Here is an 18,206-nt window from a genome sequence, read left to right on the forward strand (position 1 = left end):
GATCGTAACCGCTACGGTCGTCGATCACGCCGGCCGCGGCGCAGTGATCGCAGCGAGAGCGTCGCCCGTACCCGATCGCGCCAGGACCCCGCTTCGCCCAGTCGCTCGCGCTCGCGGTCGACCAGCTGCCAGAACGCGGTGGCTTCCTCGTCTTGCGGCGACTCGTCGGCGAAACTGGCGTGGTCGGCGATCATCGCGAGTGCGCGAGCATCATCGGCCCCGCCGACGGCCTCGACGATCTCGGTGCGCGTGCGGGTGGCGGGCAGCGGCCCACCACTGTCGATCGTCGCGTCGACCCACTCATCCCAGCCCCCGAAGATGCGCTCGGCAGGCAGAGCCGCCCGGCGGCGTCGACGGCGGCGCCACGCCTTGACGGCAACGATCACCGCGAGCGGCCCGAGCAGGATGGCCAGAACGAGCAGGATGCTGCCCGCGATCTGCACCCCCAGCACCAAGCTCGACAGGTCGACCTCGCTCTCCGGATCGTCGGAGGTGCGAGGGTCAGCGTCCGCCGGGTCGGCTTCGGGCGGCTTGACGACCTCGGCGCGCTCGCTCTCGACGTCGGTGGCGTTCTCCGGGTCACGCCGTTCGTCGACGACGGCATCCATCGGGATCTCATGCTGGGGAGTGACATCGACCGGAATCCACGTGCCGGAGACGTCTTGGACCTCGAGCCATGCCGTGATGTTGCGCCCTCGGCACGTTCCGTCCTCGCACGGCGGGACACCCGCCGCCGAACCGTCTTCTGCCTGCAGGCGCGCGCCGACCACGATCCGGGAGGGGAAACCGAGCTGGTCGGCGATCATCGCCGCCGCCACGGCGAACTGCTCGTCATCACCGACAGCCGCCACAAGTTCGGCATCCGTCGCATCGGGAAGCTGGGTCTGGCGGTTCACGAGTGCGGTGAAGAGGGCGTCGATGCGGTCGGTGGAGTGTCCGGCGCGACTGGGCGCGAAGGTGTAGTCGCCGAGGTCGGCGACCCATCCGGTGCCGGGAGGCGGTGTCTCGAGGGCGTGACTGAGATATCCGCGCTGTCGCAGCCGATCGACGAGGTCTGCCAGGCCCGCCCCCGCACTCCCCGCCTCCTGCAGGCGGATCCATTGCGTGAGGCTCTCAGGGACGATGGTCTCATCCAGGGTCGGCGCCGAGCGAGGCGGTGTCGCCTCCGACAGCTCCATCGATGCGGGAGCCGCGGCGCGGAGCGTGTAGCTGGTTCCCGCACCGTAGACGGGGCTGATGTCGATGCCCGATCCTGCCGCAGCGTCGTAGAAGAAGCCGTCGGCCAGCGCCGCGCGGTCGGGGCCGTCGAAGGCGATAGCGGCCACCGTTCCCACTGTCGGTACCCAGAGACCGGAATACTCGCCGATGACGACGTCTGCCCGCACTCCGTCGCCGCCGACGAGGCGTGCCGAGGGGAGTCGCGTGTAAGCCGTGGCGGGGTCGTTGATCCCGGCAGCTGGGTCGGTGACCCGAGCCAGCTGCCCGTCGTAGAAGGCCAGGGTGGCAAGTCGCACCCGGTCGACGCCCGCTGTCGTGATCTCGAAGAGGACCTCGTCAGCGGTGTCGGCGGCGAACATCGCGCGATACGTCGACAGGGGGCTAACCTCCTGGGCGAGACGGATGATCGGTTCGCTCGCCGAGCGGGGAACCGTGCGAGGGTGCAGTGCCGTGAGGACCGGGGTGATGCTGACAGCCGCGATGACCGCGATGAGGAGCATGCTTGTGCCGATCGCAGCCCGGCCCATCGCCGCGCGGCGGGCCGGACGCTGACGGATGCCGCCCGCTTCGCGTAGGGCGAGGCGCCGCACCATCACCGCGCGCCACAGCATCCAGAGCAGCACTGTGCTGCACGAGGCGATGCCGATCAGCGCCTCACGGAGGCCGAGGATCGGGACTGCCGCGAGAATGCCGGCCGTCGCGGTCGTTGCGCCGAACACGATCGCGAACGTTGCCGGCGTCAGCGCGATCGGTGCCGCGAGCCCCCACCACCGGGACCTTCTCGCCCCGATGGCCAGCGCCGCACCCGGTGCCAGTAGCAGCACCAGGAAGGCGGGCGCCAGCGTCGCCTGGTACGTGCCCAGCGGCAGCTCGAGAGTGAGCAGGTTGTTCGGCCCCGTGACCGGCGCGCTGAGCACTCCGATCAGAGCAGCGGGAATCTGGCTGGGGTCGGTGAGGACCGCGGGAACCGCCAAGGGCACGCCTGCCACGACGAAGACCGTTGCAAAGGAGATAGCCGTCCGCCACCACACCCACGAGCGCGCAAGCGCGATCGAGCCGACGCCGATCGAGAGTGCTATCGCTGCGGCTGCCATCACAAGGAACCAGGGGTCCTCGTAGATCGGCCACATGCCGATCGCGCCGCCGGCGGCCGCGACGACCATGAAGGCTGCGGTCCCGACGACCATTGCCGGTCTCACGACTGTGCTCCGCGCAGCAGGATCTGGCGCAAGTCATCCAGAACGCCGACGGAGATGACCGTCGCTTCGCCCAGTCGCCGCAGCCGTGGCTCGCCCTCGAGGTCGCAGACCACCGCCGCAACCCCGACATGGGACGGGAACGCCAGAGCGGACCGCTGCAGGCCGGCTGCCGTCATGGTCGAGCCGCACACCAGGAAGGCGAGCGAGACGTCGCTGTGCGCCTCGACGGCCAGCGCCGCGACCTCGGACAGCGGGTTGACTGCATCGTGGCTTGTCACGCCGGCGAGGGCGTCCATAACGATGCGTTCGGTCATCGTCGGAAGCTCCCGGATCGCGCGCACTCGACTGCGCGCGAACTCGGGAAGTTCTTCGCCGACGACGACCTGCACATCCCGCCCGTCGCGCACGCCGCGGACCCCGAGCGAGGCTGCAACGCTGACGGCGAGTTCGAACTCCTCCTCGTCCCGGTAGCTGTCTCGATCCGTGTCGATGGCGATGACCATCCGAGACCGGCGGGTCTGCTCATACTGGCGCACCATCAGGGTGCCGGTCTTGGCCGTCGACTTCCAGTGGACATGGCGCTGCGCGTCGCCGGGAACGTACTCGCGAATCGCGTGGAAGGAGATGTCCGAATCGACCAGGACGGGGGATGGTCGACCGTCGAGGTCACGGATGAAGCCCGCAGACGTCGGCGGAATGGCGGTGGTCCGCGGGTGGATGTAGAGCGTGCGCGTCTGCGACCACGTCGCCTCCCTGCGCAGCAGACCCAGGGGGTCGCCGCGCACCGAGCTGATCGGTCCGATCGAGACGACGCCACGGCGCGGCGCGGGGATCTCGACAGCCTCGACGTGGGAGGTGCCGGCACGCAAGAGGGGGACCGCGATGTCGATGATTCCCGTCCCGACCGGAATATCGATGGTTCCTGGCAGAACGACCGGTGACGTTTCGTTTCGTACCGTGATCTGCGCGTGAGCGCTGGAGCCTGCGACGACGCGGTCGTGAGCGAGAGTGAAATCGACGGTGTACGGCCGCGCGCGCAGGAGGAACGGGAGCGCGAGCAGCAGCAGAACCCCCGCGAGGGTGCCGGCAGCGATCAGTTCGGCGATCCCGAAGCTCACGCCGACACCGAGTCCCACAGTCGCGACGATCAGTGCGAGCCAGCCTCCCGGTCGCACGACGCCCCGGAGCCACCGCCACGCACTGACAACGTGCGCGGTGAGGCGGTGCCACACTCCGACTCCGCGCATGGCGATGACGGTGGTCCCGTGGGTCTGCGTCATCCGCGTTCGGCTGCTCGCCTGTGTCGCGGTCACCTCCCTGGTGAGAGGTGAGGGAGTGGGCGTCATGGCGCCTCGCGCTGCGTCGGCGGAGCGACATCCAGCAGGACCTGGCCGATCACCGCGCGGGCGGTGACGCCGTCGAACTCTGCCTCCGGGTCCAGCACGAGTCGGTGTGCGAGCACCGCCTCGGCGAGAGCCTTCACGTCGTCGGGTGTCACGAACCCGCGGCCGTGTGCGATTGCCCAGGTCTTCGCCGCACGCGTGAGGGCGATGGCGCCGCGGACGCTCACGCCAAGGCGCACCTCGACAGCCGCGCGCGTGGCGTCGACGACCCGCGCGATGTAGTCGAGCACGACCGGGCTGACATAAACGTCGCGGGCCAGCGCCGACATCCCGCGGATGCCATCCAGAGACACGACCGGGGAGAGTTCGACACGCTCGGTCGCGGTGCCCTCCAGGATGCGCAGCGTCGCGGCGTGGTCGGGGTACCCCAGGGTCGCCTTGATGAGGAACCGGTCGAGCTGGGCCTCCGGGAGCCGGTAGGTTCCGGCCTGTTCGATGGGGTTCTGGGTCGCGACCACGAGGAAGGGCTGGCCGACCGGCCTGGTCACACCGTCGATCGTGACATGGCCCTCTTCCATCACCTCGAGCAGTGCAGACTGGGTCTTCGGGCTTGCCCGGTTGATCTCGTCGGCCAGCACGATGTTCGCGAAGACCGGCCCGCGGTGGAACTCGAACTCGCCGCGCTTCTGGTCGTAGACGGTGATGCCTGTCACGTCGCCCGGGAGCAGATCCGGGGTGAACTGGATGCGGGAACTGACCCCGTCGACACTCTGCCCCATGGCTCGGGCGAGAGAGGTCTTTCCGGTGCCCGGATAGTCCTCGAGAAGCAAATGCCCTTGCGAGATCATCGCCGTGAAGGCGAGCTCGATGACGTGGCGCTTGCCGAGAACCACACGCTCGACGTTCTCGACCAGGACGCGGAACGTGTCGTGGAACCTGGTCACCTGGTCGGCTGTGACGGTCATGGAGTCCTCTCGGGGGTAGGGCACACCAGGCCCGTGTGGGTGTAAGCGTCGAGGCCACTCAGGCGACCAGAGAACGAGACAGTGATCTCCCACGCCGTCTCGGTGCCGTCTGCCGACGGCGTTCCGCTGGTTGTGATGCTGTAGTCGGCTGGTGCGGCATCCACCATCGTCGCCGACGGCTGGCCGCCTGTGTCGCAGGTGGCGGGAAAGACGACCTGTGTCGTGTACGCGGCACCGGTCGGCGTGATCGTCGTCGCCTCGTCGGAGCACGCATCGCCGACGCACCACCAGGCTTGGACCGTTCCGGGGTCGGTGCCGGTGCGGAAGAGGCTCGCGAAGTCCGTCGTTCGGGGCGGGCCGTAGCGCGCCTCGTAGCGGGGATGATCGAGCGAGGGTCCACTCACTCGCGTCCAGGTGGCGGTCTGTCCCGACACCGTGGGCGCGGGGTCGACAGTGTAGGTCGTGGTTCCCGACGGGGCGGGGATCGGTTCGGTCGGTTGCGCGGTGACCGGCCCCGCCGCGGCACGGCCGAACGATGTCGTTCCGATGCGGTACTCGGCGCATGCGCGGGCCGTGGTGTCCTCCCAGACGGTGCCGGAGATGACCTCGTTGACCTCGCCGCTGGTCACGTTTCCGACGAATTCCACGGTGCAGGTGCTTCCGGTGGTGATCCCGACCCACAGCTCGGTGTCGACCCCGTTCGCTGCGACTGTCGCCACCGCGCGCACCTCTCCGCTGCCGTCGTCACTTGGCTCGAGGCGAAGCTGCAGCCGGGGGGCGCCGATCCCGTACGCAACGACAGATGTGGTGGTCCCTTCGGTCGTGCCCGACGCGATCGGGGGGTAGTCGAAGCGAGAAAGCGGCGTCACGCTCAGTGTCGTCTGCCGGTTGGCTCCCACGGCAAACTCCGGGAAGACGACCTCGCCCCCGTCCGAGGGAACCGGGAGAGTCTCTGAGTCTCCCGTAACGGGGCTCGTGACCCGAACCGATCCGGTGGTCGGGTCGAACCCGCCTATCGTCACGGCGGCGACGGCGCCGCTGCCGTCGGCGGTCGGGACGGGGTGGGCGGACGCCGACCGTGGTGCGCTGGGCGCGAGATACGGCCAGGCGGTCACGGGGCTGGTGGCGGCCCGGGACTCACCCACGCTGTTGACCGCCCAGGCCTGGTAACGGATCTTCTTCCCGGCCTCGGCAGTGATCGCTGGGCAGAGTCCGTTGGCGCCGCACGTGATGTCTTGACCGCCCCCGCTCACCCGGAAGGACTCCACAGCGGGGTAGGAGCCGAGAGCGCCTGTTACGCGCAGGGTGACGGATGTCGCATCGAACGCTGTCCACTCGATCGTCGTGGGACCGGCGGGAAGACCACGAAGATCGAGCACCACTGTACCGGTGCGCTCGCCGTTGGATAAGCGCCCCTGGGCATCGGCGAGAACGAACGCGCCCGTGCAATCCGACGCGCCAGCCGCGTCGGCGGTCCATGTGGCCCGCACCGTAGATGCCGAAGCTACCGCGAAGGTGACGTCTGAGCAGTTTGTGGGAGATGTGACCGACGCGAGCCGCAGCGGTGTTCCGGGAAGGGGGTTCACTTCACCCGCCACGCCCACGACCGGAATCTCGCATGAGGTGGTTCCCCCCGCCTGCGAGCATTGCTGCGTCACCGTGCCAGCCTTGGGTAGCGTTGACGGCGCTGGGCCGACCACGAGTGTCAGGGCTGCAGGTTCGGTGTCCGGGTGGCTCACCAGTCGCACGAGAACGACTTCCGTGCGACCCGGATTCGCGTTGTCGACTCCCGTGACTTCCAGGCGCGAACCGGTGAGCGAGACCTTGAACTGGTCGCCCGGCGCCTCAACCGCGAACTGGAGCGAGCTCCAGTTGGGAGCGCCGGTCCATGTTGTCATCTGCTGCAGGTCGTACGTCTCCGTCTGTCCGGGACTGAGCGTCCGTGAGGCGGCGGAGAGAATTGGCTGCGGCGCCTCGGCCTCGATCAGGAACCGAATCGTCAGGACCGTCCAGTCCTGCGCGCCCACCCGGCGCGCCTGGATCGCGCAGGTGTCGTTCCACGGAGCTCCGGGCCCTGCCGTGTAGCGGAGCGTCGTCGCTCCCACCAGTTCGCAGGAAGCTCCGCCCCGCGCGCCACCTGTTGTGGCGAGCGGGTAAACCTCGAGCTCGGCGCCACGGGGTACGGTGATGATCCCGGCGAGGCCGACCTCGACTGAATCGTTCTCTCCGACAGTGAACGCGCCGGTTCCGGTACGCAGAGTCGGGCGAAGCTCCGACTCGCCCGGTACGCGCAGGAAGCCGTAGGAGGTAACAGTGGATCCGTCTGCCGCCGACCCAGTGACGCTGAAGGGAATAACCATCGCCTCAGGCTGAGCGGTCCCTGCGATGCGACGACCGGAAACGGTCACGGTTGAACGCTCCCGCCAGAGCGCGAGCTTCACAGAGTCAGGATCGCCACCTGCCCACGTGACCTTGTCTGTGAGTACGTCTATGCCCTTGTCGAACCCGTCGATGGTTTCGGCGGTCAAGACCGTGTCGCGTACCTCCGGGTAGTCGGGAACCGGATTTCGGACGACCTTGAGGACGATAAGCCCCATCGCGGTATCGCCGGCGGCGTTGGTCACTGTGTACACGAAAGAGAAAGTGCCCAGCGCATCGCCCGCGCGCACGGCGACGGACCCGCCCTCGAGGTCGACATCCGCGAGCATCGCGTCCAGGTCGTCGTACTCGGAAGTCCCCGGCTGGGCATTCGGTCTGACCCCCACGAGCGTGAGCTTGGCCCCGGAGGGGTCGACATCGTTATCCAGCGGGGTGATCGTCGTCTCGCGTGCGGGGGACTGGCCGCCCTCGAGCTGGACGTAGTCAGAGAATGTCACCGGCCGAGGATCGGATTGGGCGTCGCGCACGCCTACGAGGGCAAGCGCGGTGGCTGTGGCTCCGCGCCCATCGCGCACCCGGTAGGTGAAGGAGGTCTGCCCACTCCATGCTGGGGGGGCGGTGTATATAAGGCTGGTTCCGTCCGGTGAGATGGTGGCCGTACCAGCAGGTGAGCCGCTACTGTCGACCGGCTGATCCACGACAGCGTCCAACGCGACGCTGTCACCGTCTGGGTCGATCCCGAACGGATCAAAGTCGATTGTGGTCGACGTGCCGCTGAGCGCCCGGCCCTCGAGAGTCACGGGCGAGGGTGGCGTGTTTGCCTCATCACCGAGCACCGTGATAGTGACTCGTGCGCTGTCGGTGAGCTCTGGGTATCCCGCCCCGTAAGCGGTGTACGTCACGCTGTATACGCCGGGACTGTCGGGTGCCAGGTAGCGAAGGGTTCGACTCGTTGCGAACGCGAGCCCGGCATCCGTCTCGTTGACGACCAGTGATGGATCGATTGCCAGTTGCCCACCCGCAGGCGCTGAATCGTTCGCGAGCACCGGGATGTCGATCTGTCCGCCCACGCGCACCGTCGCGGAGTCGGCCACGGCAATCGGGGGATCGGCGGTCGCCGCCGGCAACAGGATTACGGTGAGTTGTCCCGTGATCGCGGCCGACGGGTCTTCGGTGCCATCCGAGATCGTGTAGCGGACGACGCCGATCTCACCGGGTGTGCCGTCGGCTGTCGTTCCGCTGACTCGGATCGTGGATTGCGCGACCGGATCAACGCTCACGGATGCGCCTTCCGCGGCCTGAGGACGAACATCGCTGACCAGCAGCACCAGATGTGCGGGGTTGGAAACGGCGCTCAGAACATCGACGGTGGAGTCCTCGTTCGGTCTGACGAACGCGACGAGAGGTGGTGCTGACAGCTCGGCCTCGTTGTAGGCGACCGCGGTCACCCGAACGGTGGCGGTTTGTTCGCTCTCACCGTCCCGGATGGTGTAGGTCAGCACCGTTGACCCGGGTGCCTGCGCCGTGTACGAGAACGAGAGGGCGCTGGCATTGACGGAGATACCGGAGTCGTCGTTGTCTGCGGTCACCGCCGACAACGTCTGCGACCCGGATCCTCCGCGCACTCTGTCGCGTAGCTCGACCGTCACAGACCGGCCGACAATCGACGTAACGGCGAACGAGTCCGCCTCCAGCCGTGGAGTTGGTGCGACACTGATGGTGAGGGCACGGCTGGTCGCAGCGCCCCTGCTGTCGGCGACGGTGACAGTCACTGTTGCGGCGGTCGCGACCTCCGCGTTCGCATCCGGATGCTGATACGTCAGGATCCCCGCGGGATCGACGGTGACAGTGCCAGGTCCCGCGTCGACGGTCGCCGCTGACACATACAGCGCGTCACCCTCGGGATCAACGAAAGCATCAAGAATCGGGAACCGGACAGTGCCGCCGGGAGCCGTCACCGGTTCCGGCCAGTTCGCCAGGCACCGTTCGGTCCCGCACCACAGCGGGGCGGCGTTCTCATCTGCGGGAACCACCGTGAGAGTCACGGTGGCAAGGTCGGAGGTCAGGCCCTCCACTGCAGTGCCATCGGTCACGCGGTACTCGAAGGTCGCGGTGCCCGATGCATCGGCCGGCACGTCGATGGTGAGAATCTGGTCGGCATCGGTCGTCACCGGTGTTCCGAACGCTGACGCTGAAACTGATTCGGGAACGACGCTCAACACGTCCTCGTTCGGATCATGGTCGTTCAGGAGAACGGGCAGGGTTATGGCCCGGCCGGCTCGGACACCGAAGGCATCGTTCTCGGCGACGGGAGGCTTCGGCTCGACGACCTCGGGAGCAACGGCATCGTCCGACTCCGCAGCGCTCACCTGGTCATCGATCTGCCATGACTGCGATGAGGGCACGAGATCGCCGGCGGGTACGGTCCACACCCACCCCGACTGTGTCTCGTTCAGAATGAGCCGCCGGTCGGTGCCCAAGAATTCGGGAAGCGGGTCGGTTCCGAGTTCTGCGCCGGCGTAGTCGAGGGCGGAATCGCCGGTTGACTGCGACCACAGCGTGCCGCCGGTCGGTCCGAGCCAGGCGGCGAAGACCTCACCACCGAGCGTGCGGGGCGCGGCTGGCACGCCGCGCACCTCGAGTCCGCCGGTGACCTGCCGCTGCGCACCGTCGCCGAGGGCGACCGCGACGAGCTCCTGCGAATCGGCGAGGAAGACCTCGTCGCCGCCGTCACTGGATGCTGCAAGTCGCGCATCGGGCAGCATCGCCGTCTCCACCGGGGCTGACAGGCCCTGGATCCAGAGCCGGCCGGTCTCGGCATCCAGCATCACCCACCGCTGCCCGACGAGGGTCAGTGAAGCGCCCTCGCCCGGGGCGTCGGGAACCTCATCAACGCCGAGGATGCTGCCGCTCGCGAGATCGGCCCGAACGACCTCACCGGAGTCGGCCGAGTACGCGGCGAGGATCCCGGCAGGACCGACCGTGAGGGCGTCGGCGGCGAACGGATCCTCTTCGTTGCCGATGTCCAGGCGCGCGGCTCCCGGGCGCGCCAGGTCGCCCATGAAGATCTCGCCGGCCTCGGTGAGGTAGGCAACCGAAGTTCCGCTGGTGGACACGGAGCGGGTACCCGCGGGCGTCGCGGCGAAGGCGTCGGAACTTCCGGCGTCCAGGTCGGGGGGAGTGGCGGGGTTGATGCCGGCGACGCGGGTGGCGGATGCCGCGAATGCCCACACCGCATCCGCGGTCTGGGCGAGCGCGGTCGGCTGACTGATCTGTTTGACGGTGTCGAGTTCGAGGAGTTCGGCGTTGACGCGCGCGTAGTGCCCGCCTGCGGAGCGTTGGAGGGCCCAGATCGTGCCGTCATCGAGCGGTGTCTGCTGGGCGTCGTATCCGGGCCAGGCCGCGGCAAGCCCCACCACGAGGGTAGCCGCCACCCCGAGTGCGCTGCCCACCACCCACCGTGACGAAGGCCCACGCCGCGTCGCTCGTGCGCGGGCCACGTCAGATCACGCTCACGATCACGGCGGCTGCCGAGCCGATGACGATGATCGCGCCGCCGACGATGACCGACCAGATCAGCACCGTCCGGCGCGGCGCGTGAGATTCGGGAAGGTCGTCGCTCGGGGCCCGCTCGGCGGCGCGCCGATCTCGGGGAGGCTTCCGGCGGTGTGACTCGTGTTCCACCCGCGGGCGCACAAACGCAGGAATCGCGTCATGCTCGCGTTCGGGCAGGGGAACAGCGTCAGCCAGCTCTAGCGGCGTGACCGGCATCCCGGTGTCGTACTGCACGAGTTGCAGGGCGTGAGCGAAGTCAGCGGCTGACGAGAAGCGATCTGCCGGGTTCTTCGCGAGCGCCCGACGAAGCACGTCCTCCAGGCCCGGCGGCACGTCGGAGCGGTCGATGGGTGTGTAGGCCGCGCGGCGGATGCGGGACTTCAGCTGGTCCCGCGTGTTGTCGCTGTGTGACGGCCGCTCGAACGGGCTCCGCCCCGCCAGGAGGGAGTAGACGGTGGCGCCCAGGCTCCACACTTCTGCGGGAACGGAACCGCTCGTGCGCTCATCGATGATTTCGGGAGCGCTCCAGGGAACGCTCATGGCGAAGACTTCGACGCCTTCCCGCGCCGATACCGACGCCGCGATCCCGAAGTCCGACAGTACGGGCATCCCGTAGGCGGTCAGCAGGATGTTGGACGGTTTGATATCGCGGTGGAGGATCCCCGCCCGGTGAGCGGATTCGAGAGCGGATGCGACCTTCACCCCCGTGCGCAGCACTTCGTCGACGGGGATTGTCTCTCGCCGGTAGCGCGACGCGAAGGAGGCGGGGCAGTACTCCATGACGATGTACGGGCGCCCGTCCGGCGAGACGCTCGCCTGGTAGATCGTGAGGATCGAGGGGTGCGCCGACAGGTGCGCCATCGCGTCGGCCTCCGCCGCGAACATCCGCAGGAGGGACTCATCGACGATGTCTTCCAGCAGAACCTTGACCGCCACTGCGCGACGGGGCATGTCCTGTTCGTAGAGGAAGACGTCGGCGAATCCTCCGGCTCCCAGGGGCCGCACGTAGCTGAAACCGGCAAGCGTGGGCGCCGCTGCCGGAAGCCGGCTAGGCACCTGGCCCCCGCCTGCCGATGCGCTTCGCGCGGGCACAGCGAGTCGGTCGATCCGCGCGCCGTGCCCCCCGATTCATGCGATAAGCCTAAATCGACCCCCTGAGCCGGTGCTGTAGGCATCCACCTAGGCTGGGATCATGACGATTCCCTCGGTGCAGCTTCTCGATGGCAACCGCATTCCCCAAGTGGGCTACGGCGTGTTCAAGGTCCCGGCCGACGACACGCGTCGTGCCGTGCTCGAGGCGTTCGAACTCGGCTATCGGCATATCGACACGGCTGCGATCTACGGCAACGAAGAGGGAGTCGGCGCCGCGATCGCCGAGAGCGGCATCCCGCGTGAGGACCTGTTCATCACGACCAAGCTCTGGAACGACCGGCACGACGGCGACGAACCGCGCGCGGCGCTCGGCGAGAGCCTCGACAAGCTCGGGCTCGATGCCGTCGACCTGTACCTCGTGCACTGGCCGACCCCCGCACGCGATAACTACGTTCACGCGTGGGAGCGTCTGATCGACCTGCGCGATGCGGGACTTACCCGCAGCATCGGGGTCTCGAACTTCCTCGTGCCCCATCTCGAGCGCATCGTCGCCGAAACTGGCGTCAGCCCCGTGGTCGATCAGATCGAGCTTCACCCCGCCTACCAGCAGCGCGAGGTCGTCGAGTGGGCACTCGCTCGCGGCATCCGGATCGAAGCCTGGGGTCCGCTCGGACAGGGCAAGTACGACCTGTTCTCGATCCCCGCTGTCGCGGACGCGGCGGCTGCCCATAGCAAGACCCCGGCGCAGATCGTGCTGCGCTGGCACCTCGACAAGGGCAACATCGTGTTCCCGAAGTCGGTGCGACGTGAGCGGCTGGCCGAGAACATCGACATCGTCGATTTCGCGTTGACGGATGCCGAGATCGCCGCAATCGACGCGATCGACCCGGGCGATGGTTCGGGGCGTGTCTCGGCGCATCCCGACGAGGTCAACTGAGCGCTGCGCGTCAGATCCAGGTGGGCGACCAGTTATGGAGTCGCCAGAAGTCGTAGGGCACGCTCGTCGCGGTGAGGATCGGATACCAGAACGCCGAAAGCACCAGAGCGACGATGAAGAAGACGGCGACCACCCGCTGGCCCGTTACGCGTCTTTCGGGACTGGCGCCGGCCGGATGGGCGAGATCACGCAGCGCAATCCCCAGGGCCAAGAGGAGGAACGGCAGCATCACGACCGTGTAGAACTGGAACACCGTTCGCTCGGGATACAGCAGCCACGGCACCCAGGTGACGGCGACGCCGGTCAGGACGAAGCCCGAGGCGAGGTCGCGGCGTCGGATGAACCGGATGACGAGGTAGACGGTGGCTGCGATGGCGGCGTACCACACGAGCGGGTTCGGCATCGAGTAGATGTTCTGCACGCACCCCGAAGCCGCCGTGCAGCCAGCCTCGCCAAGAGCATCGCTGTGATAGAACATCGAGGTCGGTCTGGCCAGGAGCGGCCACTGCCATGCGGGGCTCGCGTAGCTGTGGCTTGCTGACAGCCCCACGTGGAAGCCGTACATCGACTGGTGGTAGGCCCACAGATTCTGGAGCGACAGCGGCACCCACGACCAGAAGCCGGTAGCCGGCGAGCCGTCGACGGTGTGCCTGTCGTACCCGGCGTCGGTGACCAGCCACCCCGTCCACGTCGCGAGATAGAGGAGGAGTGCTGGCGGCACGAGCAACACGAAGGTCACCGGACCCTGGCGCACCGCGGCATCGGCGGGCCAATACTCCACGCCGCGCTGGCGCCGCTCCAGGGCGTCGACGATGACAAGGTAGATCCCGATACCGGCGAGAACGTACAGGCCCGACCATTTCACGGCGGTTGCGGCTCCCGCAGCGAGCCCCGCTGCGACAACCCACGGCCGTGCCCAGAACACCGGACCCCAGCGAGACTCCGAGCTCCAGCGCCCCGTTGCCAATCGGCGCGGCCACTCTCGCTCGCGAAGCCATCGTCGATCCAGCAGCACGAACCAGAACGCCAGCAGGGTGAAGAACATGACGAAGGTGTCGAGCAACGCCACACGGCTCAGCACGATCGCGAGGCCATCGATTGCCATCAGCCCCGCTGCTGCCGTCGCCACGCCGATCGACCGGGTGAGCGTGAGTGCGACGACATAGAGAAGGAGTACGGCGAGAGTGCCGAACAGTGCCGTGGCAAAGCGCCACCCGACTGACGAATCGGCGCCGAACAACGCCATCCCGGCGCCGATGAGGAACTTCCCCAGCGGCGGGTGGACGACGTAGCTTCCGTCGTCGAGGAAGATGTCGGTCTCGCCCGCAGCGAAGCGCGCGTCGGCTTCATCGGGCCACTTCGCGGCGAACCCGAGGTTCCACTGCGACCAGGCATCCTTCACGTAATAGGTCTCGTCGAAGACCAGTTCGTGTGGGTGCCCGAGGTTCCAGAAGCGCAGGATGCCGGCAACGGCGGTCACGACCGCCGGCACCGCGATCTGCAGTCGGGGGGAAACGGCGATTCGGGCGCTGACACGGTCGTACACCGTCGGACGCGCGGGGCTGTCGACGATGGTGGTCACGATGACAGCCTATTCGGGTGAGGCTGCGAGTCCCGGTGGCCCCGGCGCTGCAGCCGGTGGCCGTGGGGGATCGTCAGTGACGCCGAGCAGGAAGCCGGCGATCTGCTGTGCGGTGCCTTCGAGCACGGGTCCACTACCGAACGCCCAGTCGGCATCCGTCGCCCGAATCGTGTGTCCGGCCACGACTGCTCGACGCTCGAAGGGTCCGGCGCCCTGAGCGTACAAGGCGACGGCGCCGGCGGTCATCGGGTCCACGACCAGATCGAGGCCGAGGTCGGCGCTGACCCGCAGAGCTGCAGCGAGCGCTCGAGACAGCACGCGGATGCCGCGGCGTTGTTGGAGAACGGCAGCCCGGAAGCCGGCCACTGTTCCCTCCGACTCGCGCCAGAGACCAGCGAGCCCCGCGTCCGTCGCGAACGCCGCCCACGTCGGCTGCGCGTCGGTCAGCGCCTCCAGGCTCGACAGCAGAGCGTCGAGCTCCTGGCGCCGATCGCTGGAGACGAGGCCCTCGTCGTGACGTGATCGGCCACTGAGCGGAAGAAATCGCAGGAAGTCTGCCACGGGGCCAGCGTATCGGCCCGTCTGGTGGGGAGGGGGTGGGCATACATGCACCGCGGGCAATGTGACGGATGTGACAGCCGCCGACGCCAGGACAAGCAATCCTCTCGCGGGGATGTGACAGTCACATCCGGTCTGCCGCTATCATGAGCGTGCGGGCGCGGAATCCCGGCACACAGCGATGTGACCGTGCTCACGGGAGGTGTTCGATGACCGAGGGCACCGGCGGACGACCGCCGAGCATCCGAGACGTTGCACGGTTGGCCGGCGTCTCTCATCAGACGGTCTCGCGCGTTCTCAACGATCATCCGAGCATCCGGCCCGAAACGCGGGCGCGCGTGGTGCAGGTCATGAACGAGTTGCGTTATACGCCCAACCGGGCAGCGCGCATGCTCGTGACCAGTCGCTCGCAGACGATCGGCATCCTCGCGGCCTCCTCGACGCAATACGGGCCTGCGTCGAGCATCGCGGCGATCGAGGAGGCTGCGCGCGAGCGCGGGTACTGGGTCTCGACCGCCAACATCGATGCCGCCGATCCGGACTCGATCACGGACGGAATCGCGCACCTGAGCGCGCAGTCGATCGAGGGGCTCGTGGTCATCGCCCCGCAAATGCGGGTCTTTCGCGCCCTGGCCTCACAGCGGATCGATGTCCCCTACGTGACGCTGCAATCTGCGGTCCTCGGTCCCGAGCACACCCTCTCAGTCGACCAGATCGCGGGTGCCAGGATGGCGACCCGCCACCTCATCGAGCTCGGCCATCGGCAGATCTACCACATCGCGGGCCCCCAGGACTGGATCGAAGCCGAGGCCCGCATGCGCGGATTCCTCGACGAAATGGATGCTCATGACCTGCCGATGACCGCGCCGATCCTGGGCGACTGGACTGCCGAGTTCGGCTATCACGCGGGGCGCGAGCTGCTGCGGGTGCGCGACTTCACGGCGGTCTTCGCCTCGAACGACCAGATGGCGCTCGGACTTCTTCATGCCGTGCGTGACGAAGGGCTGTCGGTGCCACGCGACATCAGCATCGTGGGCTTTGACGACATCCCCGAAGCAGCGCATTTCTGGCCGCCGCTGACCACCGTGCGGCAGGATTTCGCCGAGCTTGGGCGCCGATGCGTCGCGCTGTTGCTGGATGACGCGGGAGGCACATCCGTGAGTGAAGCGATCGGCACGATCGCGCCGACCTTCGTTCCTCGCGCATCCTCGGGGCCGCTCGGGCGGATCTGACGATCCTCGAACCGCGCAGATGCGCTCCGTTCGGGGCCGTTACCAATCCGAGACTTTTCGCCGCTTGACACTCGGGACGGCGGCCGGTCTATAGTTTCGCAATGTGACCGGTCACATTGACTGTCACACCGATCGCCACTGATCGGAACGAAGGAGTTCAGCCATGCCGCCCAAGGATGTTGCGGGCACGACCGAGGGATACGCCGCCGGTGTCAAAGCCGAAGTGGCTATCGCGCGCACCCGCGCCGATGTCGCTCATCGGCAGGCTGAGCTCGAGCAGCGCGGACTGGTAGCCTGCCCCCGCGGCAACGTGTCGGCACGCATCACCGCGGCCGACCTGTTTGTGATCGCTCCGGCAGGGGCGTTTCTCGACAAGATCTCGCCCGAGCGCATGGTTCTGTGCGATCTCGACGGAGTAGCCCTCCCTGAAGTCCTCGGTAGCGAGCGCCTTCCGTCCGCGGACGCTGCTGTGCACTCCCGCATCTACCGTGACGTCCCTGGCGCGGTAGCGATCGTTCACACGGATTCGCCGTATGCGTTGGCGTGGGCAGCGCGTGCCGACTCGCTGCCGTGCCTCACCGCCGCTGCCGCTGAAGAGTTCGGCGGACCGGTTCCGGTCACGGTCACGGATCTTGCCGATCCCGGGGCGCTGGCCGACGCGGTAGCGCGGGCGCTGGGACCCGAGGGCTCGGTTGCTCTCGTTCGCGCCGTCGGCGTCTTCGCGGTCGGCGCTGATCTGCGCGAGGCGATGCGGATCGCATCCGCTCTGGAAGTCGCAGCGCGCCACGCGCTCCTGGTCTCACAGTCCGGCTCGCTCGACGATCTGGCGCTCGCCGACACCGTCGCTGCAGCGCTGCACGAGCGCGCTCGCCGTCATGCCACCTCGACTCCGGACGCCACCGTGTCCGGGTCGGGTCTCACCCACAACTGAACACCCACAACTGAAAACACACACCAAGACAACGATGTCCTTAGAAAGGAAATCACTGTGAAGAGCACGAAGATTCTGCTCGCCGGCGCGGCAACCCTCGCCGCCGGTGCCCTGCTGCTGTCCGGATGCTCCGGCTCCGGTGGCGGCGGTTCAACCGATGGTGGCGGAGACGGCGGCCTCGTCGGCGTCGCGATGCCCACCAAGAGCTCCGAGCGCTGGATCCAGGACGGCGACGCCGTCAAGGCTGAGCTCGAGGAGCAGGGATTCACCGTCGACCTCCAGTACGCCGAGGACGACATCCCCACCCAGGTCTCGCAGATCGAGAACATGATCACCAAGGGTGCTGAGGCCCTGATCATCGCCTCGATCGACGGCACGACGCTCACGAGCGTTCTGCAGGAGGCCGCGGATGCCGGCATCCCCGTCATCGCCTACGACCGCCTCATCCGCGACACCGAGAACGTCGACTACTACGCGTCGTTCGACAACTATCAGGTCGGCGTGCAGCAGGCCACCTCGATCCTCAACGGCCTGGGGCTCACCGAACTGGACGGCACCCCGATCGACGGGGCACCCGCTGGCCCGTTCAACATCGAACTGTTCGCCGGTTCGCTGGACGACAACAACGCGTTCTTCTTCTGGAACGGCGCGATCGACACTCTGCAGCCTTACTTCGACGACGGCACCCTCGTCGTGAAGTCGGGACAGACCGAGATCGAGCAGGCTGCAACGCTCCGCTGGGACGGCGAGACCGCGCAGAGCCGCATGGAAGACATCCTGACGGCGTTCTACTCGGACGGATCGAAGGTCAACGCGGTGCTCTCGCCCTATGACGGCATCTCGCGCGGCATCATCTCGGCCCTCACCGACGCCGGCTACACCGTCGGTGACGGCTGGCCGATCATCTCGGGCCAGGATGCCGAGCTCGACTCGGTCAAGGCGATCAACCGCGGTGAGCAGTACTCGACCATCTTCAAGGACACCCGTCTGCTCGCGCAGGTCGCGGTCGACATGGCGGTGGCTCTGCTCAACGGTGAGACGCCCGACGTCAACAACACCACGGACTACGACAACGGCGTGAAGGTCGTCCCGTCGTACCTCCTGGAGTCGGCGATCGTCGCCCAGAATTAACCGGTATCGGCAAATACAACGGTGAAATATGCCCAGAGCTAATTAATAGTGGCATTAACGTTACAGCTATTGTCGCACCGCCTT

The 18,206-nt window shown here is 67.5% G+C and carries 11 protein-coding genes; 4 read left to right on the forward strand and 7 right to left on the reverse strand.

Translation table 11 applies throughout. The annotated features are described in order from the left end of the window. Window positions 1-11: 11 nt before the first annotated feature. The 5 genes from AB0O89_RS13655 to AB0O89_RS13675 form a co-directional block, all read right to left on the reverse strand. Complete coding sequence (locus AB0O89_RS13655) at window positions 12-2,417, reverse strand: transglutaminase domain-containing protein (RefSeq protein ID WP_363498608.1); 2,406 nt, start codon at window positions 2,415-2,417, stop codon at window positions 12-14. Continuing rightward, window positions 2,414-3,697 (reverse strand): DUF58 domain-containing protein, encoded by a 1,284-nt coding sequence (locus tag AB0O89_RS13660; protein WP_363498611.1) that lies wholly within the window; start codon window positions 3,695-3,697, stop codon window positions 2,414-2,416. Before AB0O89_RS13660 ends, AB0O89_RS13655 begins: the two co-directional genes overlap by 4 nt. Before the next feature lie 62 nt (window positions 3,698-3,759). Beyond that, complete coding sequence (locus tag AB0O89_RS13665; RefSeq protein ID WP_228176965.1) at window positions 3,760-4,725, reverse strand: MoxR family ATPase; 966 nt, start codon at window positions 4,723-4,725, stop codon at window positions 3,760-3,762. Next, on the reverse strand, window positions 4,722-10,556 hold the full coding sequence (locus AB0O89_RS13670) for an Ig-like domain-containing protein (RefSeq protein WP_363498614.1): 5,835 nt from the start codon (window positions 10,554-10,556) through the stop codon (window positions 4,722-4,724). The genes AB0O89_RS13665 and AB0O89_RS13670 overlap by 4 nt, the downstream gene beginning before the upstream one ends. Window positions 10,557-10,605: 49 nt before the next feature. Further along, on the reverse strand, window positions 10,606-11,715 hold the full coding sequence (locus tag AB0O89_RS13675; RefSeq protein WP_363498617.1) for a serine/threonine-protein kinase: 1,110 nt from the start codon (window positions 11,713-11,715) through the stop codon (window positions 10,606-10,608). A 136-nt stretch (window positions 11,716-11,851) separates the two neighbouring features. Here AB0O89_RS13675 and AB0O89_RS13680 point away from each other — a divergent pair, with 136 nt between their 5' ends. After that, window positions 11,852-12,688 (forward strand): aldo/keto reductase, encoded by an 837-nt coding sequence (locus AB0O89_RS13680; RefSeq protein WP_363498620.1) that lies wholly within the window; start codon window positions 11,852-11,854, stop codon window positions 12,686-12,688. A gap of 10 nt (window positions 12,689-12,698) precedes the next feature. Here the strand turns inward: AB0O89_RS13680 and AB0O89_RS13685 are convergent, their stop codons facing one another. Further along, window positions 12,699-14,270 carry a phospholipid carrier-dependent glycosyltransferase gene (locus AB0O89_RS13685; protein WP_363498623.1) on the reverse strand — a complete coding sequence of 524 codons (1,572 nt, stop codon included), beginning with the start codon at window positions 14,268-14,270 and terminating at the stop codon, window positions 12,699-12,701. 9 nt (window positions 14,271-14,279) lie between these two features. Beyond that, entirely contained in the window at window positions 14,280-14,831 is a 552-nt protein-coding gene (locus AB0O89_RS13690) for a hypothetical protein (protein WP_363498626.1), read from the reverse strand. Between the two features lie 206 nt (window positions 14,832-15,037). Between AB0O89_RS13690 and AB0O89_RS13695 the strand changes: the two genes are divergently transcribed. The 3 genes from AB0O89_RS13695 (at window position 15,038) to chvE (ending at window position 18,122) form a co-directional block, all read left to right on the forward strand. Further along, entirely contained in the window at window positions 15,038-16,060 is a 1,023-nt protein-coding gene (locus AB0O89_RS13695; RefSeq protein WP_363498629.1) for a LacI family DNA-binding transcriptional regulator, read from the forward strand. Between the two features lie 163 nt (window positions 16,061-16,223). Continuing rightward, on the forward strand, window positions 16,224-16,991 hold the full coding sequence (locus tag AB0O89_RS13700) for a class II aldolase/adducin family protein (protein ID WP_363498632.1): 768 nt from the start codon (window positions 16,224-16,226) through the stop codon (window positions 16,989-16,991). A 57-nt stretch (window positions 16,992-17,048) separates the two neighbouring features. Then, window positions 17,049-18,122, forward strand: a complete 1,074-nt coding sequence (gene chvE, locus AB0O89_RS13705) for a multiple monosaccharide ABC transporter substrate-binding protein (protein WP_363498635.1) — start codon at window positions 17,049-17,051, stop codon at window positions 18,120-18,122. The last annotated feature ends 84 nt before the right edge of the window (window positions 18,123-18,206 follow it).

Origin of the sequence: Microbacterium sp. NPDC076895, from assembly GCF_040687115.1 — a bacterium.
Taxonomy (GTDB): Bacteria; Actinomycetota; Actinomycetes; order Actinomycetales; family Microbacteriaceae; genus Microbacterium.

Bases quoted from the DNA above. Each gene is read 5' to 3' on its own strand.
- AB0O89_RS13660 (WP_363498611.1), bottom strand. From the start codon at position 3,697: ATGACGCAGACCCACGGGACCACCGTCATCGCCATGCGCGGAGTCGGA.
- AB0O89_RS13700 (WP_363498632.1), top strand. From the start codon at position 16,224: ATGCCGCCCAAGGATGTTGCGGGCACGACCGAGGGATACGCCGCCGGT.
- AB0O89_RS13665 (WP_228176965.1), bottom strand. From the start codon at position 4,725: ATGACCGTCACAGCCGACCAGGTGACCAGGTTCCACGACACGTTCCGC.
- AB0O89_RS13695 (WP_363498629.1), top strand. From the start codon at position 15,038: ATGACCGAGGGCACCGGCGGACGACCGCCGAGCATCCGAGACGTTGCA.
- AB0O89_RS13680 (WP_363498620.1), top strand. From the start codon at position 11,852: ATGACGATTCCCTCGGTGCAGCTTCTCGATGGCAACCGCATTCCCCAA.